Below are 23,701 nucleotides of genomic sequence, written 5' to 3' on the forward strand. Positions count from 1 at the left end.
CTTCCGAAGGGGTGGAGAGGGAGGGGTCACAGGGTGGCGCTGTCGCTGATCCACCAGGCGGCGGTGGACCCGGGCAGTACGCCGTTGACGCAGGGGCCGCTGGCCAGCAGCGGGGTGCCGGCGACCGGGGCGGGTACGGGACCGGTGCCGAAGTTGACCGCGCACACCAGCCCGTCGCCCCGGACGAAGGCGAGCACGTGGGGCGGGCTCTCCAGCCAGCGCAGGCCGCCTTCGCCGAACTGCGGCAGCCCGCGCCGCAGTTGCAGCCCGTCGCGGTAGAGGTGCCAGAACGACCGGGTGTCGGCCAGCGCCCGGTCCGTGGCGTGCTCGGCGAACCACTCGGGCTGCGGCAGCCACGGCCTGGCTCCCTCCGCGCCCGAGGTGAAGCCGAACGGTGAGGCGTGCCCGGACCACGGGAGCGGGACCCGGCAGCCGTCACGGATGCGCTTGCGGCTGCCCGTACGGCGGAATATGGGGTCGGTGAGGACGTCGTCGGGCAGGTCCACGACCTCGGGCAGGCCCAGCTCTTCGCCCTGGTAGATGTACGCCGATCCCGGCAGCGCCATCATCAGGAGCGCGGCGGCCCTGGCGCGCGCCGAGCCGAGGCCGCTGCCCCCGGTGCCGGACTCGCCGTAGCGGGTGACCGTACGGACCTGGTCGTGGTTGTTGAGGACCCACGTGACAGTGGAGCCGGTGCCCGCGATGTCCTGCATCGCGCCGGAGATGATCTTCTGGAAGGCGTCGGCGTCCCAGGGGGCGCCGAGCAGGTCGAAGAAGAACGCCTGGTGCAGCTCGTCGGGGCGTACGTACAGCGCGTGTTCGCGCGGGGTGGGCACGGACACCTCGCCCACCAGCAGCCGGTCCCGGCCGTCGCGGGCGGCGTACTCCTCGCAGACCGCGCGCCAGTGGCGCCACACGTCGTGCACCTCGGGCTGGTTCCAGGCGAGCGGGTTGACGGAGTCGCGGGTCCGCTCGTCCGCCTCAGGGTCCGGGGAGTCGGGGAGTTCGGGGTGCTTGAAGAGGCCTGCGGCGACATCGATGCGGAAGCCGTCGACGCCCCGGTCGAGCCAGAAGCGCAGGACGTGGTCGAAGTGGGCGGCGACCTCGGCGTTGCGCCAGTTCAGGTCGGGCTGCTCGGGGGTGAACATGTGGAGGTACCACTGGCCGGGCGTGCCGTCCTCCTCCGTGAGCCGGGTCCAGGCGGGGCCGCCGAACATCGCGCGCCAGTTGTTGGGCGGCTCGTCACCGTCCGGGCCCCTGCCGTCGGCGAAGTGGAAGCGGGCGCGGGCCGCGCTGCCGGGGGCGGCGGCCAGTGCCTCGCGGAACCAGACGTGCTCGCTGGAGCAGTGGTTGGGGACGATGTCGAGGAGCACCTTGATGCCGAGCCGCCGGGCGGCGGTGACCATCAGGTCGAACTCGGCGAGATCACCGAAGACCGGGTCGACGTCGCAGTAGTCGGCGACGTCGTAGCCGTGGTCGTGCTGCGGCGAGGGGTAGAACGGGCTCAGCCAGATGCCGTCGACGCCGAGCTTCTTGAGGTACGGAAGCCCCGCCCGTACGCCGGCCAGGTCGCCGATGCCGTCGCCGGTGCTGTCCAGGAAGCTGCGGACGTACACCTGGTAGATCACCGCGTCCCGCCACCAGTGGTGCGCGACGCGAAGGGGGAGGCCGTTGTCGGCCGGGGCAGTGAGCATCACCCGTTGACCTGTTCCTACTTGTGCGTGCGGGAGCACCCAGAGCAGGCCCCCCGTTATGCATGCATGTTAAGTAGGAGTGACGAGAGAGTGTCAACGATGAGACAGAAAGCTGCCCGGGCTTGCGTATGAATGTCCCAGAAATCGAGGCCGCTCAGTTACCTAACATGTAACTACGAGAGCGGAGAGCGAGACCCTCAGCCCCTGCGGGCCACCGCCCCGAGCTCCCGGGCCAGCCGGTCCACCGCCTGCTCCGGGCTCTGGCGCAGCGCCAGCGCGTCGTACGCCACCGCCTGCACCGCCAGGCTCACCTGGTCGTAGCGAGGACTCTTGGGCCTGGGCTCCGCCGCCAGCACGCTTCGGCGCAGGGTCGGCAGATACGGGTACGCGCGCACCAGCTCCGGATCGGCGTACAGGGCGGCGCGCACCGGCGGCAGCGAGCCTTCGGTGAGCACCTTGCGCTGCACGGGTTCACTGGTCAGGTACGCCATCAGATCGGTGGCCGACTCCTTGTGCCGCGAGTGGGCGTTGACCGCGAGGTTCGATCCGCCCAGCACACTCGCGCCCGGACCGTCGGGCCCCGGCAGCGGCGTCACGCCGAACTTCCCGGCGACCTCGGAGTCCTTGCCGCCGGCGGCGGAATGGACGTACGGCCAGTTGCGCAGGAAGAGCAGCCGGCCGTCCTGGAAGGCCTGCCGCGACTCCTCCTCCTTGAAGCGCAGCGCCTCCTGCGGAATCCAGCCGTCCCGCACTCCCCCTGCGAGGAAACCGAGCCCGGCGCGGGCGGCGGCCGAGTCGACGGTGACCCGCTCGCCCTCGTCGCGCAGGAACGATCCGCCCGCCGAGTGCACCGCCTCGGTGACATTGACGGCGAGTCCTTCGTACGGCAGGAACTGCCCGGCGTACCCGCCGATCCCGTACTTCGGGGCGATCGCCCGCGCCTGCCGCTCAAGGTCCGCCCAGGTGCGCGGCGGCTGCTCGCCCTCGCGCCGCAGGAGATCCTTGCGGTAGTAGAGCAGCCCCGCATTCGTGACATAAGGGACGGCATGCAGCCGCCCGTCGAAAGTCGCCGTGTCCACCACCGGCGGCAGGAAGGTGTCGAGCGGGAAGCGGTCGCGCTCGACCGGGGCGATCCAGCCCGCGGCCGCGAACTCGGACGTCCAGGCGACGTCGATGTTGAGTACGTCGAACCGGTCACTGCCGGCGCGCAGTTCGGTGATCATCTGCGCCCGGGTCTCGTCGGCCGAGTCCGGCAGCTCGACGAGGGTGACCTTTTCAGCGGGATGCGTACGGTTCCAGCCGTCCAGCAGCGGACCGAGATAACCGGTCAGATCACCGGCCGTGGCCAGCGTCATGGGCCCGCGCCCGTCCCCGCCGGGCGGCCCTTCGGCGCGCGCGCCGCCACCCGCGTAACCGGCCATGACCACGGCGACCGCCAGGAGCCCCCTACCGGCGGCACGTATCCACCGCATAGGTTCGCTCCTGTTCGCCCCGGCGTCATTCGTCCTCGAGTGGCGTCAGGGGCCATGTATACCCGTTAGGCATGGGCGATACTAGAGCCCGCCGCACAACACCAGGGCGATACGGGCCACACTCCGACGGCGGTCGGGCCGGCCGCGACGAGCAGGTACGCAAGACGTACGGAACGGGGAGGAGGAGAGCACGCGTGCGCCTGCCCCTTCTCGCCCTCCTCGCCCGGGGACCCGCCCACGGATACGAGCTCAAGCAGGGGCTTGAGCAACTGCTGGGTGCCGCGTACCCTCAGCCGAACGTCGGCCAGATCTATGTCACTCTCGGCCGGCTCGAAAAGTCAGGCCTCATCGAGGGCGAGGAAATCGCCCAGTCGAACCGGCCCAACAAGAAGATCTACCGGCTGACCGACGCCGGGCGGGAAGCGCTGCATGTCTGGTTCGAGGAGCCTGCCGACGAGCCGCGCGTACGGGACGAGTTCTTCATGAAGCTCGCCCTCGCACCGGCGGCCGGCATGGCCGACCAGATCACGCTCATCAACAAACAGCGGCGTCAGTACCTCAACACCCTCCGGGACCTGTCGAAACTCGCCGCGTCCGAAGACCGGGACAACCGGATCTCCCAGCTGCTGATCGAGGGCGCGATGCTGCATCTGCAGGCCGACCTCGAATGGCTGGAACGCTGTCAGGAGGAGCTGGAATGAGCAGTGCGGCACCTCCTCCCCCTCTTCTGCGCGCGGAAGGGCTCGTCAAGACCCACCAGGGCGAAGGCGCCCCCGTCCATGCCGTACGAGGCGTCGATCTCACGATCAACCCGGGCGAGTTCATCGCGGTCACGGGCCCCTCGGGCGCGGGCAAATCGACCCTTCTGCATCTGCTCGGCGGTCTTCAGCGGCCGGACAGCGGCAGCATCTGGCTGGACGGCGAGCGAGTCGACTCGCACAGCGAGGCGCGCTGGGCCGTACTGCGCCGCCGCCGGATCGGCGTCGTCTTCCAGTTCTTCAACCTCGTGTCGAACCTGACCGTCGCCGACAACATCGAGCTGCCGGCGCTGCTCGCCGGGAGCAACGCCCGTCAGGCCCGTACCGAGCGCGAGAAGCTCCTCGCCGAGCTGGGCCTCCAGGGCAAGGAACGCAGCATGCCGGGCGAGCTGTCCGGCGGCGAACAGCAGCGCGTCGCCCTCGCGCGCGCCCTGGTCAATCACCCCGGTCTGCTGCTGGCCGACGAGCCGACCGGCAGCCTGGACAGCAAGGGAACCCGCGAGGTGATGCGGCTGCTGTCCGGCTTCCACCGGCGCGGCCAGACCATCCTGCTGGTCACCCACGACCACCGGCTGGCCAGCGCGGCGGACCGGGTCGTCAGCTTCTTCGACGGCCGCGTGGCCGACGACGCGACACTCGACAGCGCCGGGTCCGGCGGCCGGGGCGTGTCCAGCGTCCTCGAACTGAAGGACTGACAGCGGTGCGGGCCACTCTGCGCTGGGCACATGCCGATCTGCGCACGCACCGTGGTGAGGCGCTCTTCATCGTTCTCGCGACCGCCGGGATCATCGTCTCGCTGCTCCTGGCCGGCGCGCTCCTCAGTTACGCCGCCAACCCCTGGCAGCGTGTGTTCCACGAGTCGCGCGGCGCGCATGTGTGGATCCACACCAGCCCTTCCGCCGACGCGGCCGGACTGGCGGGGCTCGACGGTGTCGACGCGCTCTCGGGCCCCTACCCCACAGCCCGTACGACCGTACGGTCCCAGGGCGCCGAGGCGGCGGTGGAACTGCGCGGCGCCACCTCCGACCGCTCGGAGACGGGCCGCCCCCTGATCACCTCGGGACGCTGGCTCGACGCGGGCGCGGGCGGCGGCATCGTCCTGGAGGGCAGCCTGGCCCGCGCCCTGTGGGCGGCCCCCGGCGACACCCTTTCGGTACCGGACGCCGACGGATCATCGGTACGCCGGCTCACCGTCCTCGGGGTCGCGGACAGCGCCGAGTCGCCGTACCGGCCGGGCGACCGGCCCGGCACCGGCTGGGTGCTGCCCGGCGAACCCGCCCTCACCGACGCGCCCGACGAGCGCACCGGGCAGGTCGTGGGGGTGCGGCTCGAGCACCCCGACGACACGGACTTCGCCGTACAGCGGGCGGTCACCGCGCTCGGAGCCGACGAGGTCACCGAGGTCTCCAACTGGCATCAGGCGCGCGCGGAGGCACAGAGCGACAGCCGGCTGCTCGGCCTGCTCCTGGGCGTCTTCGGCCTGGGCGCCCTGCTGGCGGCGGCGCTGGCGGTGAGCGGCGCGATCAGCGGCCGGATCCGGGGCCACCTCCGGGACATCGCGGTCCTGAAGGCGATCGGCTTCACTCCGGGCCAAGTGGTACGTATCTTCCTGACCCAGCACCTGGCCTTCGCGCTGACCGGTGTGGTCCTCGGGACGGCGCTCGTGGAGACGCTGGGTGCCCGGACGCCTGGCCGTATCGGCGAAGCGGTCGGAGTGTGGCAGGACCTCCCCGCCCACACGGCCGAACTCCTGTCCCTCCCCCTCGCCACCGTCCTGTTCATCGGTGCGGCGACCGGCCTCGCCGCGTGGCGGGCGGGCCGCGTCCCGCCCGTACCCGCGCTGCGGGCGGCGGACCCGGTGCGCGGCCGGATGCCGGCGTTGGCGCGGGGCGCGCTCGGGCTGAAGGTCCCGCCCGCTCTGGTACTCGGCTGGCACAACGCGTTCGGGCGCCGGACCCGCTCCCTGTCCTCGATCGCCCGCTTGGCGCTGCCGGTCCTGCTGATCACGGTCGCGCTGAGTGCGTGGTCGACGCTGGACAGCTTCCAGAGCCGGGCGGGCGCGAACGGTTCGGCGGGTGAGCTGACCGCTCGCGCGGCGGACGGCCTGAAGGACCGCGAGGTACGGACCGTACTGGACGCGAACCCGCAGGTCGCCGCGGTCCACCCGGGCGTGGAGGTCGCGGCGCTGGTCCCCGGCCAGACGGGCACGATAGCCCTGCGCGGCCTCGGCACCCGGGCGGACCCGTACCCCTTCGCACCTGCCGATGGCCGGGCGCCGCAGGGCCCGGACGAGGCGGTGGCGGGCCAGGGCCTGCTCGATCTCATGAACATCGAGATCGGCGACTGGGTACGGATGACGGTCGGCGGCCGTCCGCAGATCCTGCACATCGTCGGCCGCGTCGTCGAACCGGAGAACGCCGGCCGGGTCGTCACCACGGACCTCGACACGCTCCGCGAGCGCGACCCGTCTCTGGAACCGGCCTTCTACCAGCTGCGGTTGCGCGCGGGCGCGGATGCCGACGCGGTGAGCGGCGAACTGGCGCGCGCCGTGGATGTCCGGCTGGCGGCCGGCAACACAACGGGTCCGGCCGACGGACTGACCGCCGCGCGTGGGGTCGGCATAGGCCTGATCGCGGTGCTGGCCCTGATCGGCCTGACGGAGCTACTGACCACGATCGGCGCGAGCGTGCGAGAGCGGGCGCGGGATCTGCTGGCGCTGAAGGCGATGGGCCTGACCCCGCGCCAGGTCACGTCGATGATCGTGACGTCCGCGGCCCTCACGGCGTTGGCCGCCGCGGTGGCCGGTACAGCGCTCGGGGTGCTCCTGGGCCGCAGTCTGATCGACGCGCAGGGCCGGTCGAGCGGAATCGGCGCGGGCATCGCCCAGACCCCGCACGCGCTCGTCCTGCTGACGGTCGTAGCGGCCGCACTCCTGGGAGCGATAGCGGCCTCGGCCCTCCCCGCCACCCGGGCAACCCACCGCCGCCCGACAGACACCTTGAGCACAGCAGCCTGACCCCCAACGCCCCACCCGCCCGCCGCCCTCCACCTGCCCAGGCTTCCCGCTGCGACAACCATCCAGCCCGTCCGGCGCTTGAAGACGAACCGGGCCCGGGACAGAACCCCAGCCACCCATCCCCGCGACATCAGCCCGTCCAACGTCTGAAGACAAACCCGGCCCGGAACAGACCCCCAGCCACCCACCCCGGCGACTTCAGCCCGTCCGGCGTTTGAGGACCGGGGGTCTGGGGCGGAGCCCCCACGCGGCGGAGCCGCAAATGTCACAGCGGGGAGGGGCGGGTCGGGGAAAGCACCCCGCAGCGGCACCCCGCAGCAGCACCCCGCACCTGCACCCCGCACCTGCACACGCACTCCGCACCCGCGAGCCCCTACTCCACCCGCTCCAGGAACGGCGCCAGCAGCCCCGGCACCGCCTCCTCCCCGAAGCCCAGCCCCTCGCTCTCCGCGGCGTCGTACACCGAGTACGCCCCGTCCCCCGCGGCGGTGGTGGCCGTAAGGGTGATCAGCCCGGCCCGTCGCTGGAAGACGGACTGCTTGACCGTCCACCCGATCACCCCGCCCCGCTGCAACGCGACCGTCGTACGCCGCACCGTCCCCGACCGCGCCACCAGATAGTCACCACTGATCCCGTGCCCGAGGCTTCGGTACGCGTCCCGCCCCAGGAACACCGCCACCGGCACCAGCACCACCGCGCACGCCCCGGCGGCGTACAGCAAGGCGAGCAGGGCGTCGGTCAGCAGCGCGCCGAGGACGGTGAGAACGAGCACCGGGAGCAGCGCCGCCCCCAACGCCCAGCGCATCCGGCGCGCGCGGGCGGCGGGCGGATGCGGCGTGAGGCGGGCCGTGCTCGTCGGTGACGCGGCCTCGCGCAGGACGTCCGCCGCCACCCCCTCCGCCGTGGCCCGCGGCGCGGCCGGCAGCAGCGTCTTGTGATCCGCGTGCCGGCTGTCCTCCCCCGCAGCCAGCCCGGTGGCGACCGCGTCCACCCGCGCCGCGCCCAGTGTCCGTACGCCGAGCGGCTCGACAAGCTCCACCCCCCGCAGCCTGCGCTCCTCGATGGAGATCGACCGCGTGGTGAACAGCCCGCGGCGGACCCGCAACGTGCCCCCCGGCTCCCGTTCCAGCCGGTAGTTCCACCACATCTCGATCCACAGACCGAGCGCTCCCACGACCCCCGCCGTACACGCGCCCACGACGAGCACCACCACGATCCATACGACCGGCGTGTCCTGGAACCGGTCCCCCACCCAGCCGATCAGCTTCCCCTGCGCACCGAACCACTCGCTGACCTGCATCAGACCGCCCGCCGCGGCGCCGCCCAGCGCCGGGGCGACGAACGACACCGGCGCGTACCGGATCCAGGCGGGGTCGAGTACCGCCAGTTCGCCCTCGCGGTGAGGGCCCGGCTCGGCAGTGGCCGGCCCGCGGTCCAGCAGCTCCCGGCGAAGCCGTTCGCCCTCCTCGCGCGTAACGGGGTCGAGTTCGAGGGTGGACTCGCCGCCTCCGGTGTTCTCGCCCGTACCGATACGGACCTTCACCAGCCCGAGCACCCGCAGCAGCACGTTCGCGGTCAGGTCGACGCTGCGGATGCGCTCGCGCGCCAGCGAACGGCGCTTGACCAGCAGCAGTCCCGTGTGGAGTTCGGCGCGCTCGGCGCCGATGCGGTACCGCGTCCTTCGCCACCGCACGTAGTCGAGCGCGGAGCCGCCCGCGATCAGCAGCACGGCTCCGCCAAGCACCCAGGTGAACGCCTGCCACACCGGTCTGCCGCCCGCGAGCCCGATGAAGGCCGGCACCCCCGCGCCCGCCGCGACGCCCGCCATGACGAGCGCCGCGACCAGGACGGTACGCGGGGCGAGCCGCCGCCAGCCGCCGCTCTCCGGTGGCGTCCCGCTCCCCGGGACACTCACGTCGCGTCCCCGGGCGTGGCCCGCGTGATCAGGGTCAGCCGCTCGGCGAGTTCCGCGGCGAGTTCGTGGTCGAGCCCCTCGATCTTCACCGCGCCCTTGGAGGACGCGGTCGTGACTATGACCGTGGCGAGCCTGAACGCCTGTTCCAGCGGTCCGCGCACGGTGTCCACGGTCTGGATCCGCGACATCGGCGCGATCCGCCACTCCTGCCAGAAGAAGCCGGTACGCACGTACACCGCGTCCTCCGTGACCTCCCAGCGGTGCACGCGGAACCACCACAGCGGCAGGAACACCGTGATGGCCGCGCCGAGCACCGCGACCACCCCGGCGGACAGCAGCAGCCACGGCCGTGCGGGCGCGACGAGCACGCCCACCACCGCCAGTACGGCCACCAGGACCACGGTCAGCAGCAGCCACTGGGTCCGCCACCAGCCGATGACGCGCCGGTCCAGCGTGTTGTTCGGCGGCCTGAGCCGCACGGTCCCCCCGGTCATCGGCCCGCCTCCCCGTCCCTCGGTCAGCGACCGCGCAGTGTGCGGTACTTGCCGGCAAGGGTCGCCGTCGAGCTGTCCAGCTGCCCGCCGCCCCTGCCCTCGGTGAGCACCGGCTCGATCTTCTTGGCGAGTACCTTGCCGAGCTCCACGCCCCACTGGTCGAACGAGTCGATGTTCCAGACGGCGCCCTGGACGAACACCTTGTGCTCGTACAGCGCGATCAACTGCCCCAGCACCGACGGGCTGAGCTCGTCCGCGAGGATCGTCGTCGTCGGGTGGTTGCCACGGAACGTCTTGTGCGGCACCAGTTCCTCCGCCGCTCCTTCCGCTCGCACCTCGTCGGGCGTCTTACCGAAGGCCAGCGCCTGCGTCTGGGCGAAGAAGTTCGCCATGAGCAGGTCGTGCTGGGCCTCCAGCCCCGGCAGCAGATCCCCGACCGGCCTGGCGAAGCCGATGAAGTCCGCCGGGATCATCTTCGTGCCCTGGTGCAGCAACTGGTAGTACGCGTGCTGCCCGTTGGTGCCCGGCGTGCCCCACACCACGGGCCCCGTCTGCCAGTCGACCGGGTTGCCGTCGCGGTCCACGGACTTGCCGTTGGACTCCATGTCCAGCTGCTGGAGGTACGCCGTGAACTTGCCCAGGTAGTGCGAGTACGGGAGCACCGCGTGCGCCTGCGCGTCGAAGAACGCCCCGTACCAGACGCCCAGCAGCCCGAGCAGCAGCGGCGCGTTCTCGGCGGCGGGCGCGGTGCGGAAGTGCTCGTCGACGAGGTGGAAGCCGTCGAGCATCTCGCGGAAGCGGGCGGGGCCGACGGCGATCATCAGCGACAGGCCGATGGCCGAGTCGAACGAGTAGCGCCCGCCGACCCAGTCCCAGAACTCGAACATGTTGGCCGTGTCGATGCCGAAGTCCGCGACCTTCTCGGCATTGGTGGAGAGCGCCACGAAGTGCTTGGCGACGGCGTCGCTGTCGGCCCGCAGGTTCGTCAGCAGCCAGTCGCGCGCCGACGTGGCGTTGGTGATGGTCTCGATCGTGGTGAAGGTCTTGGACGCGATGATGAACAGCGTCTCGGCGGCGTCCAAGTCCCGCACGGCCTCGTGCAGATCGGCCCCGTCGACGTTCGACACGAAGCGGACAGTGAGGTCCCGGTCGGTGAACGAGCGCAGCGCCTCGTACGCCATGGCGGGTCCGAGGTCGGAGCCGCCGATTCCGACGTTGACGATGTTCTTGATGCGCTTTCCGGTGTGCCCGGTCCACTCCCCCGACCTGATCCGGTCGGCGAAGGCGCCCATCCTGTCGAGAACGGCATGCACGGCGGGAACGACGTTGTCCCCGTCGACCTCGATCACCGCGTCGCGCGGCGCGCGCAGGGCGGTGTGCAGCACCGCGCGGTCCTCGGTGGTGTTGATCTTCTCGCCGCGGAACATCGCGTCCCGCAGCTGCGCGACCCCGGCCGCGCCGGCGAGTTCCCGCAGCAGCCCCAGCGTCTCGTCCGTCACCAGATGCTTCGAATAGTCGAGATAGAGATCGCCGACCTTGAGCGTGTACCCGGTGCCCCGCTCGGCATCGGCGGCGAACAGCTCTCGCAGATGCGTCTGGCCCAGCTGCTCACGGTGCTTGGCGAGAGCGGCCCACTCGGGCATCTGGTTGAGCCTCGTACGGCTTTCTGCGTTCATCCGGACATCAGCCCACTTCTTCTCGTACCTGCGTGCATGCCCCCTGGCAGCTCCAACCTAATTGATCAGAGCGGCCGGCGATGCTATGGCGGCCGCGAAGAGCGCCGCAGGGAGCGAGCCGCCGGGCTTCGAGACGGCAGCCGCGCTCGTCGTCACAACTCCCCCTTCCGGTCCCGTGCTTCAAGAACCGTAGAGGGCGCCACTGACAATCGGGCTGAGAGCGGCCCGGGAAACGGTTCGGCCGGACACCCGAAGGCGTCCGGCCGGACCACGATTCCTAGATTTCGCCCCGCAGTTTCGCGAGCGCCTCGGCGAGAATCGCCTCGCCGTCCGCGTCGCTGCGCCGTTCCCGTACGTACGCGAGATGCGTTTTGTACGGCTCGGTGCGCGGCGGAGCCGGCGGATTGTCCCGGTTCTGTCCGGCCGGGAACCCGCAGCGCGGGCAGTCCCACGTATCCGGAACCTGAGCGTCATGGGCGAAGCTCGGCTGCGTCTCGTGCCCGTTCGAGCACCAGAAGGAGATGCGGAGGCGGGGTGCGGACTCGCCGCGCTCAGCCTCACCCATCGGCCCCGCTCCGACCCGGCTTCCCCGGATCGCGTTGCCACTTGCCACGGTCGTAACTCCCTGCGTGATGGTGCTGCACTGCATCAATCAGCGGCTACGGCCGCGGAGTCGTCGAACAGCTCAGCCGCGAGCGCCCCAGTCTACGTAGGGCCCAACGCGTGTCCAGTGGCCGGAGTTACGACCCCTGCCCCGTGAACGCGAGCCGCCGGCCCCCATGATAGGCCGCGTACCCGCCTCAGTACCGGACGACGGGTCAGCTGTCCAGCTTCATCAGCAGACCGAGCACGATAATGCAGGCGAACCACATCAGACCGACCACCACGGTGATGCGGTCAAGGTTGCGTTCGGCGACCGAGGACCCACCGACCGACGACTGCATGCCGCCACCGAACATGTCGGAGAGACCGCCGCCCTTCCCCTTGTGCATCAGAACCAGCAGCATCAACAGCAGGCTGAAGACGATCAGGGTGATTGAGAACCCCATAACCACGGCTGGACCAACTTCCTCGGACTTCGGACTTCGGAGACGGACAACGGGGGCCGGACGGCTGTCGCACAGCCACCACGGCCCCCGCCAGGGTACGACGGATCGGCCCTACGGCCTACTCACTGGTCGCGGAACCGGACGATCTTGACGAACTCGTCGGAGTCCAGCGCCGCGCCGCCCACCAGGGCCCCGTCGACATCGGGCTGCGCCATGATCGCCGCGACGTTCCCGGACTTGACCGAGCCGCCGTACTGGATGCGGACCTTGTCGGCCAGCTCCTGCGAGTACAGCTCCGCGAGACGCCCGCGGATCGCTCCGCAGACCTCCTGCGCGTCCTCGGGGGTGGCGACCTCGCCGGTGCCGATGGCCCACACCGGCTCGTACGCGATCACGATGGACTCGGCCTGCTCGGCCGGGATGTCCTTCAGGCCGCCGTCGAGCTGCGCGAGCGTGTACTCGACCTGGTTGCCGGCCTTGCGGATGTCCAGGCCCTCGCCGACGCACAGGATCGGGGTCAGGCCGTGCTGGTACGCGGCCTTCACCTTGGCGTTGCAGAGCTCGTCGCTCTCGTTGTGGTACTGCCGGCGCTCGGAGTGCCCGACGGCGACGTACGCGCACTTGAGCTTGGACAGCATCGCGCCCGAGATCTCGCCGGTGTACGCACCGGACTCGTGCGCCGAGATGTCCTGGGCGCCGTACTTGATCTTGAGCTTGTCTCCGTCCACCAGCGTCTGTACGGACCGCAGGTCGGTGAACGGGGGCAGGACGGCGACCTCTACGAAGTCGTAGTCCTTGTCGGCGAGCGCGAAGGAGAGCTTCTGGACGTGCGCGATGGCCTCGAGGTGGTTGAGGTTCATCTTCCAGTTGCCCGCCATCAGCGGGGTGCGCTCTTGCGTAGGGGCAGTCATTGAGGGTCAGTCCTCCAGTGCGGCGAGGCCGGGAAGCGTCTTGCCCTCGAGGTATTCGAGGCTGGCGCCGCCACCGGTCGAGATGTGGCCGAATGCGTTCTCGTCGAAGCCCAGGGTGCGGACGGCGGCGGCGGAGTCGCCACCACCGACCACCGTGAAGGCGGGGCTGTCGACGAGGGCCTGGGCGACCGCCTTGGTGCCCTCGGCGTAATCGGGGTGCTCGAAGACGCCCATCGGACCGTTCCAGAAGACGGTGGCCGCGTCGGCGAGCTTCGATGCGTACAGCTTGCGGGTCTCGGGACCGATGTCCAGACCCTCCTGGTCGGCCGGGATGGCGTCCGCGGCGACCGTCGTGGGGTTGGCCGGAGCCTTCGTCCTGAGGTCGGGGAATTCCGACGACACCAGTACGTCGACGGGGAGCACGAACTCCACGCCCTTGGCCTCGGCGCGCTCCAGGTACTCCAGGACCGTGGGGACCTGGTCCTCCTGGAGCAGCGAGATGCCGACCTCGTGGCCCTGGGCCTTGAGGAAGGTGTACGCCATGCCGCCGCCGACCAGGATGCGGTCGGCCTTCTCCAGCAGGTGGTCGATCACGCCGAGCTTGTCGGAGACCTTGGCGCCGCCGAGGACCACGACGTACGGCCGCTCGACTTCCTCGGTGAGCTTCTTCAGGACGCCGACCTCGGTGGCGATGAGGCCGCCGGCCACGTGCGGGAGGCGGGCCGGGAGGTCGAAGACCGAGGCGTGCTTGCGGTGCACCGCGCCGAAGCCGTCACCCACGTACACGTCGGCGAGCTCGGCCAGCTGGTCCGCGAAGGCGCCGCGCTCGGCGTCGTCCTTCGAGGTCTCGCCGGCGTTGAAGCGGAGGTTCTCGATGACGGCGACGTCGCCGTCGGCCAGGCCCGCGACGACGGCCTTGGCGGACTCGCCGACCGTGTCGGTCGCGAAGGCGACGTCGGTCTTGAGGAGTTCACCGAGCCGCGTGGCGGCGGGGGCCAGCGAGAAGGCCGGGTCCGGGGCGCCCTTCGGGCGGCCCAGGTGCGAGGCCACGACGACCCGGGCGCCCGCGGCGGCGAGCTTCTCGATCGTCGGCTGGACGGCGCGGATGCGGCCGTCGTCGGTGATGGTGGTGCCTTCGAGCGGCACGTTGAGGTCGGCGCGGACGAATACCCGCTTGCCCGCGACCCCTTCGGCGAGAAGTTCGTCGATCGTCTTCATCTGTTACTGGACTCCTTGGGAGACAAGACACGCGACAAGGCCCGGGCAGCGCCGCGTTGCGCTGCCCGAGCCCTGTCACTCACATCGAGGTGCCTGCCGTACGGATCAGAGCTGGCTGCCGACGAAGACCGTGAGGTCGACGAGTCGGTTGGAGTAGCCCCACTCATTGTCGTACCAGCCGATGACCTTGACCTGGTTGCCCTCGGCCATGGTCAGCGACGAGTCGAACGTGCAGGAAGCCGGCTCGTTGACGATGTCGGAGGACACGATCGGGTCGGCCGTGTACTCGACGATGCCCTTGAGCTCGCCCTCGGCGGCCTTCTGGAAGGCCGCGTTGATCTCGTCCTTGGTGACCTCGCGCTCCAGCGTGATGACCAGGTCGGTGACCGAGCCGGTCGGTACCGGGACGCGCATCGCGATGCCGTCGAGCTTGCCCTTGAGCTGCGGAAGGACCAGCGCGGTGGCCTTGGCGGCGCCCGTGGTGGTCGGGATGATGTTCTCCGCGGCGGCGCGAGCGCGACGCAGGTCGGAGTGCGGGAAGTCCAGGATGCGCTGGTCGTTGGTGTACGCGTGCACCGTCGTCATCAGGCCCTTGACGATGCCGAAGTTCTCGTCGAGAACCTTGGCCATCGGCGCCACACAGTTGGTGGTGCAGGAGGCGTTGGAGATGACGTGGTGGTTGGCCGCGTCGTACTTGTCCTGGTTGACGCCCATCACGATGGTGATGTCCTCGTCCTTGGCCGGAGCCGAGATGAGGACCTTCTTCGCACCACCTGCGATGTGCTTCTCGGCATCGGCCTTCTTGGTGAAGATGCCGGTCGACTCGATCACGACGTCGACGCCCAGCTCGCCCCACGGAATGTCCGCCGGGTTGCGCTCGGACAGCACCTTGATGGTGCGGTCGTCGACAGTGATGGTGTTCGCCGTGTGCGACACCTCGGCCTTGAGGCGGCCGAGAATGGTGTCGTACTTCAGAAGGTGTGCCGTGGTCGCAGTGTCACCCAGGTCGTTGACAGCCACGATCTCGATGTCCGCACCCTGCTCCAGCAGCGCCCGGAAGTAGTTGCGCCCGATGCGGCCGAAGCCGTTGATGCCTACGCGGATCGTCACGAAACCGATCTCCTCGTTGGTACGCCGGGTTTCGACGCCGGCGAGATGTATGGGATGTCCCCGACCGCTTCCGACCCTACCTCTACGTGGCGCTGTGGGTGACATCGAGCGGGGCCGGAAACGGCCCGGCGGCCCCTACTCCCCAGTAGGGAATACGGGCCGCCGGACCCGCCCGTCCCGGGGACCGGGACCTGCGGTGTCAGTCGTGCGGGACGCCGGGCACGTCAGTCGTGCAGTACGCCGAGCACCCTGCCCAGCAGCTCCGCCCGCTTCACCGCGTCGGGGACCTGCTCCAGGCCGAAGCCGAGGAGCACGGTGTCGCCGGTCGTGATCGCGCCGTACGGGACGAAGAGCTCTCCCGTGCGGGTCCAGTCGCCCGCCACGGCGGGGCTGCCGGCCGGTGCGCCGGGCGCCGTCCAGGTGCCGAGCAAGGTCTCGAAGCCCTCCGTCTCCTTCTCCGCGCCGCCCACGACGAGCCGTGCGTCGTCCGCGAAGACACCGCGGCCGCCGGAGCCCGGGTCGGTGATGCTGCTGAGCGAGAGCTCGACCTTCTTGCCCGCGTAGGCGCTCAGGTCGAAGGAGACCTGCTTCCAGCCGCCGGAGGACCCGGTGAAGCTGTTCCAGGCCCCGGAGCTACCGGCGGCCTTGCAGGAGTCGGACTCCTGGGTCAGGTAGTGCCTCAGGAACGGGTGACCGTTGAGCAGGTAGCCCTGCTCGCACTCCGCCGGGACGGTGGCGGTGGTGGCGCCGCCCGTCTCCGGCAGCGTCGTCCAGTCCTCGCCGCCGTCGGTGCGGGCCTCCAGGACGGCGTGGTCGTAACCGGCCTCGGTGTTCCAGTTGAGGGCGAGGCGCAGCTCCGGCTTGTCGGCGGCGTTCACCCCGGTGAGGTCGAAGGTCCTGGTGAGCCGCTTCCAGTCGTTGTCCTCGTGGGTCGCGGCGGCCATGCCCTGACCCGCGTACGGGGCGTACGGATTGACGGCGCCGGTGTAGCGGCCCGCCTGCTCACTGGCGAACTGGGGGAACTGCGCGGCCGGCAGCACCGAGGAGGTGGAGATGTACGCTCCCGGGGCGTCCAGCGGGTTGCCGGGCGCGCCGGCCAGCGGACTGGCCGTACCGGCCATCGGGCCGAGACCGCTGAACGCGGTGGCTCCCGGCGCGCTGCTCCGTCCGTAGGCACCGAGGTAGTACTGACTGAAGTCGTTCGTCGAGGCGCGGCCCACCACCGCGTTGCCGCCCGTGAGTTCACCGGCTTCCAGGAGTTTGCCGCCCTCGTTGAGGAAGGCGCGCAGGGCGAGCTGGGTGGGACCGGTGGGTGCCTTGGCGCCGGTGTAGTGCACAACCGTACGGAAGTGGGACAGCACGCCGAGCGCGTGCGGGGCTCCCTGGGTGGCGACGTCCCACACGGCGGCCTGGTGTCCGGTGGTCGCGAGCGTGTCGGTGTACGTCCGGGTGTGCTGTTCGGGGGCCCCTTCCTCGGCGATCACCAGGACGTCCGCCCTGGGGCGGTCGGCGAGGGTGTACGTGAAGTGCTCGCTGGAGACGCGTTTGCCGGACTTGGTGCGCCCAGTGAACCAGACCTCGACCTTGTCGCCGACGTCGCCGTCCTGGACCTTGGCGCGGTACTCGTCGAAGTGCAGGTTGTCCTCGCCGCCGAAGGTCTCGCCGCCCCTCCACGGGCGCAGCTTCTGGTCGTGGACGCGGCCGCCGTTGACGCGGTACCTGAGCTCCTTGTCGCGCACCGACTTGCGGGCGGTTACGGAGATTTCCTGGTCGGCCCACCGGGCGTACGACGTGGTGAAGGGGTCGACGGTGAAGTCGAGGGCCTCCATGCCGACGGCCGAGGACGGCCGGTCGGGGTGGGCGGCGGTCTCCGCGACGGAGAGCGCGAAGGGGATGTTCTTGGCGAACTCCGCCTGGATCAGCTTCTCGTCGTCGGGGAAGTTGAATCCGGACTGGCAGTCCTCGGGCTTCCACTGGTCATTGGGGTCGATGTTCGACGCCGTCTGGCAGGTGGTCATCTCGGGGGTGAACATCATGATGCCGTTGACGTTCGCCGCGTGTCCGTCGGCCTCACCGTTGGTGGTGTAGAGCTCGGAGGAGACCTGCGGGTAGTACCCGGGAACAGCAGGCTTTTCGGGCGTTCCCGCGAGCGCTTTGTAGAGCACGTCGTCGGGTGTCGGAGTGGCGACCTGCCAGCCGACTCCGTAAAGGATCAGTTCGGCGGCGGAGTGGTAGTTGATGCCGTACTCGAAGCCGATGCGCTTCTGGAAGCGGTCGAGCGCCTGCGTCTCGGGCTCGGACATGGGGGACGCGCCGCGGTAGGTGGAGCTGGCGGGGTTGGGCGAGGAACCCTCGTTGTCGTAGCCCCACTTGTAGCCGAAGTTACGGTTGAGGTCGACGCCGTCACCGGGGGTGTACTTGCCGTCGGCGTCGATGTCGCGCATGTTCTTACGCCACAGACGGTCGCCCGCCGGGTCGTGGGTCCAGTCGTAACCGTCCGGGTTGGCGGAGAGGACGAACCACAGCTCGGTCGAGTCCACGATCTTGGTGATGCGGCGGTCCTTGCCGTACCGGTCCAGGTAGTGGTGCATCAGCCGCCGGGTCATCTCCGGGGTGATCCACTCACGGGCGTGCTGGTTGGACAGGTACAGCACGGAGGGCCTGGCGCCGTCCTTGACCTTTTTCGCGCCCTTGGTGAGCTTGAGGGCGAGGATGTCCTTGCCCTGGACGGTCTTGCCGATGGAGACGACCTTGGTGAGGTCCGGGTGCGCCTGGCCCGTCTTGACGATCTCCTCCTGGAGATTGCCCTTGCCGCTGTACGGGCGGTAGACGCCGTCCCCGGCGGCGGCGAGGCGGGACTCGGTCTTCGCCGAGACCTTGCGCTCCGTGAGGTTCCTGACGCCCTTGTCGGCCAGGACCTTGGCCTGGGCGTCGGTAAGGAACAGCTCGACGCGCGCCGTGCCCTTCTCCGGTGCGCGCTCGCCCATCTCGTGGGCGTCCTGGCCGGCCGCCAGGAGCAGGGGTACCTGCTCCTTGGTGACGTCCGCGTTGAACACCTTGACGGCGTCGGCGCCCGTGTCGGCCCCGGCCGCTCCCGCTCCGTCGGCCTGGGCGGCCGGTGCCACCGTCACGCCGCCGATCAGCAATGCGCCCGCTGCGAGGATCGATCTCGCTCTGCGTCTCATGTGCCCCCCTTGCGTTTGCGTGCCACGTAAGTGAACAGACGACAGGCTCATGACTGTCCATGGTCATGTCAATAGCGCGGACGGAGTACGGAAAACCGCCGCCGGCACCCTCTTAGGGGCACCGACGGCGGCGGACCTGGCCGAGGCGACCGGATCAGCCGACCAGGCCGTCGGCCATCTCTTCGGTGATCGTGGACTCCGTACCGGGGATGCCCAGGTCCTGGGCCCGCTTGTCGGCCATGGCCAGCAGACGGCGGATGCGACCGGCGACCGCGTCCTTCGTCAGCGGCGGGTCGGCCAGCGCGCCCAGCTCCTCCAGGGAGGCCTGCTTGTGGTCCATACGCAGCCGCCCGGCGGCGGCGAGGTGCTCGGGCACCTCCTCGCCGAGGATTTCCAGCGCGCGCCCCACCCGGGCGCCCGCGGCGACGGCCGCGCGCGCCGAGCGGCGCAGGTTGGCGTCGTCGAAGTTGGCCAGGCGGTTGGCGGTCGCGCGGACCTCGCGGCGCATTCGCCGCTCCTCCCAGGCCAGCACCGACTCGTGCGCGCCGAGGCGGGTCAGCAGCGCGCCGATCGCGTCCCCGTCCCGTACGACGACACGGTCCACGCCGCGCACCTCGCGCGCCTTGGCACCGATGGAGAGCCGGCGGGCGGCGCCGACCAGGGCGAGGGCGGCCTCGGGTCCCGGGCAGGTGACTTCCAGCGAGGACGAACGGCCCGGCTCGGTGAGCGAGCCGTGCGCCAGGAACGCCCCGCGCCACGCGGCCTCGGCGTCACACGTGGCGCCGGAGACGACCTGCGGGGGCAGTCCGCGGATGGGGCGGCCGCGGCCGTCGACCAGCCCGGTCTGGCGCGCCAGCTGATCACCGCCCGCCACCACCCGTACGAGGTAACGGGAGCCGCGCCGCAGACCGCTCGGAGCCATCACCACCAACTCGGAGTGGTGCCCGAAGATCTCCAGGATGTCCTTCTTGAGCCTGCGGGCCGCGAAGCTCACGTCCAGCTCCGCCTCGATCACAATCCGGCCGCTCACCAGGTGCAGCCCGCCCGCGAACCGAAGAATCGCCGAGACCTCCGCCTTCCTGCAGCAGGTCCGGGTGACGGGAAGCCGGGAGATTTCGTCCTTCACCGCTGCCGTCATCGCCATGGGCCGATCCTTCCATGCATCCGAAAAATACGGTCGTACGCGGCGGCCAACAGCTCCGGGTCGTGCTTCGGGGAGCCGTCGGGCGCGGCGACCGGCGCCAGCTCGACCGCCGCGCCGAACCGCTTGGCGGCATCGGAAAGAGACTCGCGATCGGGCACGGCAGCCTCGTCGGCCAACACCACGTCCAGGGCGAGTTTAGGGGCGTGTCGTCCCAAAACCTCCAAATGACGCTGCGGAGAGAACCCATCGGTTTCTCCGGGTTGCGGCGCGAGGTTCAGCGACAGGACCCGGCGGGCCTTCGTCTCGACGAGCGCGTCGAGCAGCTCGGGCACCAGAAGGTGCGGGATCACCGAGGAGAACCAGGAGCCGGGTCCGAGCACCACCCAGTCGGCGTCCAGGACGGCGGCAACGGCCTCGGGGACGGCCGGCGGGCCATGCGGGACGAGGTGTACGGACTGCACCTCGCCGGGGGTGAGCGCCACGGTCGCCTGGCCGCGGACCGTGTCCACGTCGTCGGGCCGCCGGGGATCGTGCCCGCGTACGAGCGCCTGGAGCTCCAGCGGCACGGCGGACATGGGCAGCACCCGGCCGTGCGCGCCGAGGAGCTTGCCGACCAGGTCCAGGGCCTGGACATGGTCGCCGAGCTGCTCCCACAGGGCGACGATCAGCAGATTGCCCACTGCGTGGTCGTGCAGGTCGCCGCGGCTGGAGAAGCGGTGCTGGATGACGCGCGACCAGGTCTGACCCCAGTCGTCGTCCCCGCACAGCGCGGCCAGCGCCTTGCGCAGGTCGCCCGGCGGCAGTACGCCGAGCTCGTCGCGCAGCCGGCCGCTGGAGCCGCCGTCGTCGGCGACGGTGACCACGGCGGTCAGATCGCCGGTGATGCGGCGCAGCGCCGTGAGCGACGCGGACAGACCCATGCCGCCGCCGAGGGCGACGACCTTGGGCTGGGCGCCGCGCTTGCGCTGCGGCCGCGCGGCGTCGTTGCCGCGCAGCCGGCGCAGGCGGAAGTTGCGTCCGGTCACTCGCGCCCCATGTCCCGGTGGACGAGGACGGTCTCCACGCCTTCGGAGGACAGGCGCGCGGCCAGCTTCTCCGACATGGCGACGCTGCGGTGCTTGCCGCCCGTACAGCCGACGGCGATGGTCACATAGCGCTTGCCCTCACGGCGGTAGCCGGCCGCGATGAGCTGGAGCAGCTCGGTGTACTGGTCGAGGAACTCCTTGGCACCGGGCTGGTTGAAGACGTAACCGGAGACCTCTTCGTTGAGGCCGGTGAAGGGGCGCAGCTCCGGGACCCAGTGGGGGTTCGGCAGGAAGCGGCAGTCGACGACGAGGTCGGCGTCGACCGGCAGGCCGTACTTGTAGCCGAACGACATGACCGTGGCGCGCAGATGCGGCTCGTCGTCGCCCGCGAACTGGGCGTCCATCTTGGCGCGCAGCTCGTGGACGTTGAGGCTGGAGGTGTCGATGACCAGGTCTGCGTCGCCTCGCAGCTCGCGCAGCAGGTCGCGCTCGGCCGCGATGCCGTCGGTGATCCGGCCGTCGCCCTGGAGCGGGTGGGGGCGGCGTACGGACTCGAAACGGCGCACCAGGGCGTCGTCCGACGACTCCAGGAAGACGATCCGCCGGGTGACCTCCTTGGCGTCCAGGTCGGCCAGGGATTCACGGAGGTTGTCGAAGAAGCGCCGGCCGCGGACGTCCACGACGACAGCGATACGGGCGACGTTGCCCTGCGAGCGGGCGCCCAGCTCCACCATGGTCGGGATCAGCGCGGGCGGCAGGTTGTCGACGACGAACCAGCCGAGGTCCTCCAGGCACTTGGCAGCGGTACTGCGGCCGGCTCCCGACATGCCCGAGATGATCACCAGCTCGGGGATGGCCGGCTCGGCCGCCTCGCCGTTGCTCCCGTTGTTGCCGTTGCTCCCGTTGTTGCCGTTGTGCCCGGTCTCGCCGGTCTCCCCGGTCGTGCCCGTACTCACGTCTGCTCCGTCTCGGTCGTACTCAGTCATTCCTGCTGCCCCCGTTCCGGCGGGGAGACCGCGGGTACTGCGGTCGCGGTGTCCTCGTCGTCATCAATGATCTCTCCTGTCGCCGTGTTCACGGCGGGTGCGGCCGGTGCCGCCTGTGCGAGGAACGCGGCGACGGTCTCGGCCGTCTTGCGGCCTATCCCCGGCACCTCGCAGATCTGGTCGATTGTGGCGGACCGGAGCTTCTTCACCGAACCGAAGTGCTTGACCAGTGCGTGCTTGCGCGTCTCGCCGAGGCCGGGGACCTCGTCGAGCGGGCCTGCCCTGAAGCGCTTGGCGCGCTTGGTGCGCTGGTAGCGGATGGCGAAATCGTGAGCCGTGTCACGGATCCGCTGAAGAAGGTAGAGGCCCTCACTCGTGCGGGGCAGGACGACCGGGTCGTCCTCGCCGGGCACCCAGACCTCTTCGAGGCGCTTGGCGAGACCGCAGACGGCTACGTCGTCGATGCCGAGCTCGTCGAGGGCGCGCTGGGCGGCCGCCACCTGGGGCTGTCCGCCGTCGACGACGACGAGCTGCGGCGGGTACGCGAAACGCTTGGGCCTGCCGTCGTCCTCCGTGCCCGGATCCGGCTCGGCGGGTACCTCCGTGGCCCCGTTTCCCTCGATCCACTCCCCCGTCTTCTCCTTCTCCTGGAGATAGCGCCTGAAGCGGCGGGTGAGCACCTCGTGCATGGACCGGACGTCGTCCTGGCCCTCGAAGGTCTTGATCTGGAAGCGGCGGTACTCGCTCTTGCGCGGCAGGCCGTCCTCGAAGACCACCATCGAGGCCACCACGTCGTCGCCCTGCAGGTGGGAGATGTCGAAGCACTCGATGCGCAGCGGGGCGGAGTCCAGACCGAGCGCCTCCGCGATCTCCTCCAGTGCGCGGGAGCGGGTGGTGAGGTCGGAGGCGCGCTTGGTCTTGTGCAGGACGAGGGTCTGCTGGGCGTTGCGCTGGACCGTCGCCATCAGGTCCTTCTTGTCACCGCGCTGCGGGATGCGCAGCGACACGTTGGAGCCGCGCCGCTCCGCGAGCCACTGGGACACCGCCGGGGCGTCCTCGGGCATCGCGGGGACGAGGACCTCCTTGGGCACCGCGTCGCCGCGCTCCTCGCCGTACAGCTGCTGGAGGGCGTGCTCGACGAGGCCTGCCGTGTCGACGGCCTCGACCTTGTCGGTGACCCAGCCGCGCTGGCCGCGGACCCGCCCGCCGCGTACGTGGAAGATCTGGACGGCGGCTTCCAGCTCGTCCTCGGCGACGGCGATCAGATCGGCGTCGGTGGCGTCGTTGAACACCACCGCGTTCTTCTCGAGAGCGCGGCGCAGCGCGCCTATGTCGTCGCGCAGACGGGCGGCCTTCTCGTACTCCATGTCCTCGGCGGCCTCGTGCATCTGCTGCTCGATGCGCTTGAGGTACTGGCCCGTGCGGCCCGCCATGAAGTCGCAGAACTCGTCTGCCAATTCGCGGTGCTCCTCGGGGGTGACGCGGCCCACACAGGGTGCGGAGCACTTGCCGATGTAGCCGAGGAGGCAGGGGCGGCCGGTCCTGGTGGCGTTCTTGAAGACACCGGCCGAGCAGGTGCGTACGGGGAAGACGCGGAGCATTAGGTCGACGGTCTCGCGGATGGCCCAGGCGTGCCCGTACGGACCGAAGTAGCGCACGCCCTTCTTCTTGGGGCCGCGCATGACCTGGACCCTCGGGAACTCCTCATTGAGGGTCACCGCGAGGGACGGGTAGCTCTTGTCGTCGCGGTACTTGACGTTGAAACGGGGGTCGTACTCCTTGATCCAGGAGTACTCCAGCTGGAGCGCCTCGACCTCGGTGGACACGACCGTCCACTCGACGGACGCGGCCGTGGTGACCATGGTGCGGGTGCGCGGGTGGAGATTGGCCAGGTCCTGGAAGTACGAGGACAGGCGCGGGCGCAGGCTCTTGGCCTTCCCGACGTAGATCACCCGGCGGTGCTCGTCGCGGAATTTGTAGACCCCCGGCGAGTCGGGGATCTGTCCCGGCTTGGGGCGGTAACTGGAGGGGTCTGCCATGCCACACAC

At 70.3% G+C, this 23,701-nt stretch carries 18 protein-coding genes; 3 read left to right on the top strand and 15 right to left on the bottom strand.

Annotated elements, in window-relative coordinates:
• Window positions 1–26: 26 nt before the first annotated feature.
• Entirely contained in the window at window positions 27–1,694 is a 1,668-nt protein-coding gene (locus tag AC1P0E_RS07205; protein ID WP_482741315.1) for a glycoside hydrolase family 13 protein, read from the bottom strand.
• A gap of 197 nt (window positions 1,695–1,891) precedes the next feature.
• Window positions 1,892–3,166, bottom strand: a complete 1,275-nt coding sequence (locus AC1P0E_RS07210) for an ABC transporter substrate-binding protein (protein ID WP_482741316.1) — start codon at window positions 3,164–3,166, stop codon at window positions 1,892–1,894.
• Between the two features lie 194 nt (window positions 3,167–3,360).
• On the opposite strand from AC1P0E_RS07210, the gene AC1P0E_RS07215 reads away from it, so the two are divergent.
• The 3 genes from AC1P0E_RS07215 to AC1P0E_RS07225 are packed head-to-tail and all read left to right on the top strand — an operon-like array spanning window position 3,361 to window position 6,940.
• On the top strand, window positions 3,361–3,867 hold the full coding sequence (locus AC1P0E_RS07215) for a PadR family transcriptional regulator (protein ID WP_482741317.1): 507 nt from the start codon (window positions 3,361–3,363) through the stop codon (window positions 3,865–3,867).
• The gene (locus AC1P0E_RS07220; RefSeq protein WP_482741318.1) at window positions 3,864–4,619 is read left to right on the top strand and encodes an ABC transporter ATP-binding protein; all 756 of its coding nucleotides are present in this window, start codon (window positions 3,864–3,866) and stop codon (window positions 4,617–4,619) included. Before AC1P0E_RS07215 ends, AC1P0E_RS07220 begins: the two co-directional genes overlap by 4 nt.
• Window positions 4,620–4,624: 5 nt before the next feature.
• Window positions 4,625–6,940 carry an ABC transporter permease gene (locus AC1P0E_RS07225; RefSeq protein WP_482741319.1) on the top strand — a complete coding sequence of 772 codons (2,316 nt, stop codon included), beginning with the start codon at window positions 4,625–4,627 and terminating at the stop codon, window positions 6,938–6,940.
• A 373-nt stretch (window positions 6,941–7,313) separates the two neighbouring features.
• On the opposite strand, the gene AC1P0E_RS07230 is transcribed toward AC1P0E_RS07225, so the two are convergent.
• The 13 genes from AC1P0E_RS07230 to uvrC form a co-directional block, all read right to left on the bottom strand.
• On the bottom strand, window positions 7,314–8,855 hold the full coding sequence (locus AC1P0E_RS07230) for a PH domain-containing protein (protein ID WP_482741320.1): 1,542 nt from the start codon (window positions 8,853–8,855) through the stop codon (window positions 7,314–7,316).
• The gene (locus AC1P0E_RS07235; RefSeq protein ID WP_482741321.1) at window positions 8,852–9,349 is read right to left on the bottom strand and encodes a PH domain-containing protein; all 498 of its coding nucleotides are present in this window, start codon (window positions 9,347–9,349) and stop codon (window positions 8,852–8,854) included. The genes AC1P0E_RS07230 and AC1P0E_RS07235 overlap by 4 nt, the downstream gene beginning before the upstream one ends.
• Window positions 9,350–9,372: 23 nt before the next feature.
• Window positions 9,373–11,025: a glucose-6-phosphate isomerase gene (gene pgi / locus AC1P0E_RS07240; RefSeq protein ID WP_482741322.1), complete on the bottom strand. Its 1,653-nt coding sequence runs from the start codon at window positions 11,023–11,025 to the stop codon at window positions 9,373–9,375.
• Between the two features lie 277 nt (window positions 11,026–11,302).
• Window positions 11,303–11,638, bottom strand: coding sequence for an RNA polymerase-binding protein RbpA (locus tag AC1P0E_RS07245; protein WP_482741323.1), 336 nt, complete (start codon window positions 11,636–11,638; stop codon window positions 11,303–11,305).
• A gap of 205 nt (window positions 11,639–11,843) precedes the next feature.
• Window positions 11,844–12,074, bottom strand: a complete 231-nt coding sequence (secG, locus tag AC1P0E_RS07250; RefSeq protein ID WP_482741324.1) for a preprotein translocase subunit SecG — start codon at window positions 12,072–12,074, stop codon at window positions 11,844–11,846.
• Between the two features lie 122 nt (window positions 12,075–12,196).
• Window positions 12,197–12,985, bottom strand: a complete 789-nt coding sequence (gene tpiA, locus AC1P0E_RS07255) for a triose-phosphate isomerase (protein WP_482741325.1) — start codon at window positions 12,983–12,985, stop codon at window positions 12,197–12,199.
• A 6-nt stretch (window positions 12,986–12,991) separates the two neighbouring features.
• Window positions 12,992–14,203, bottom strand: coding sequence for a phosphoglycerate kinase (locus AC1P0E_RS07260; protein ID WP_482741326.1), 1,212 nt, complete (start codon window positions 14,201–14,203; stop codon window positions 12,992–12,994).
• 105 nt (window positions 14,204–14,308) lie between these two features.
• A complete protein-coding gene (gene gap / locus AC1P0E_RS07265; protein WP_482741327.1) occupies window positions 14,309–15,313 on the bottom strand; it encodes a type I glyceraldehyde-3-phosphate dehydrogenase in 1,005 nt (334 codons plus the stop codon).
• A 224-nt stretch (window positions 15,314–15,537) separates the two neighbouring features.
• Window positions 15,538–18,498 carry a M14 family metallopeptidase gene (locus tag AC1P0E_RS07270; protein WP_482741328.1) on the bottom strand — a complete coding sequence of 987 codons (2,961 nt, stop codon included), beginning with the start codon at window positions 18,496–18,498 and terminating at the stop codon, window positions 15,538–15,540.
• A gap of 154 nt (window positions 18,499–18,652) precedes the next feature.
• Window positions 18,653–19,642 carry a DNA-binding protein WhiA gene (gene whiA / locus AC1P0E_RS07275; RefSeq protein WP_028813910.1) on the bottom strand — a complete coding sequence of 330 codons (990 nt, stop codon included), beginning with the start codon at window positions 19,640–19,642 and terminating at the stop codon, window positions 18,653–18,655.
• The gene (locus tag AC1P0E_RS07280; protein WP_482741329.1) at window positions 19,633–20,667 is read right to left on the bottom strand and encodes a gluconeogenesis factor YvcK family protein; all 1,035 of its coding nucleotides are present in this window, start codon (window positions 20,665–20,667) and stop codon (window positions 19,633–19,635) included. Before AC1P0E_RS07280 ends, whiA begins: the two co-directional genes overlap by 10 nt.
• Window positions 20,664–21,653: an RNase adapter RapZ gene (gene rapZ / locus AC1P0E_RS07285; protein WP_482741330.1), complete on the bottom strand. Its 990-nt coding sequence runs from the start codon at window positions 21,651–21,653 to the stop codon at window positions 20,664–20,666. The genes AC1P0E_RS07280 and rapZ overlap by 4 nt, the downstream gene beginning before the upstream one ends.
• Window positions 21,650–23,692 carry an excinuclease ABC subunit UvrC gene (uvrC, locus tag AC1P0E_RS07290; protein ID WP_482741331.1) on the bottom strand — a complete coding sequence of 681 codons (2,043 nt, stop codon included), beginning with the start codon at window positions 23,690–23,692 and terminating at the stop codon, window positions 21,650–21,652. The genes rapZ and uvrC overlap by 4 nt, the downstream gene beginning before the upstream one ends.
• Window positions 23,693–23,701 lie beyond the last annotated feature (9 nt).

It is taken from the genome of Streptomyces sp. TRD_SC_5 (genome assembly GCF_056836825.1).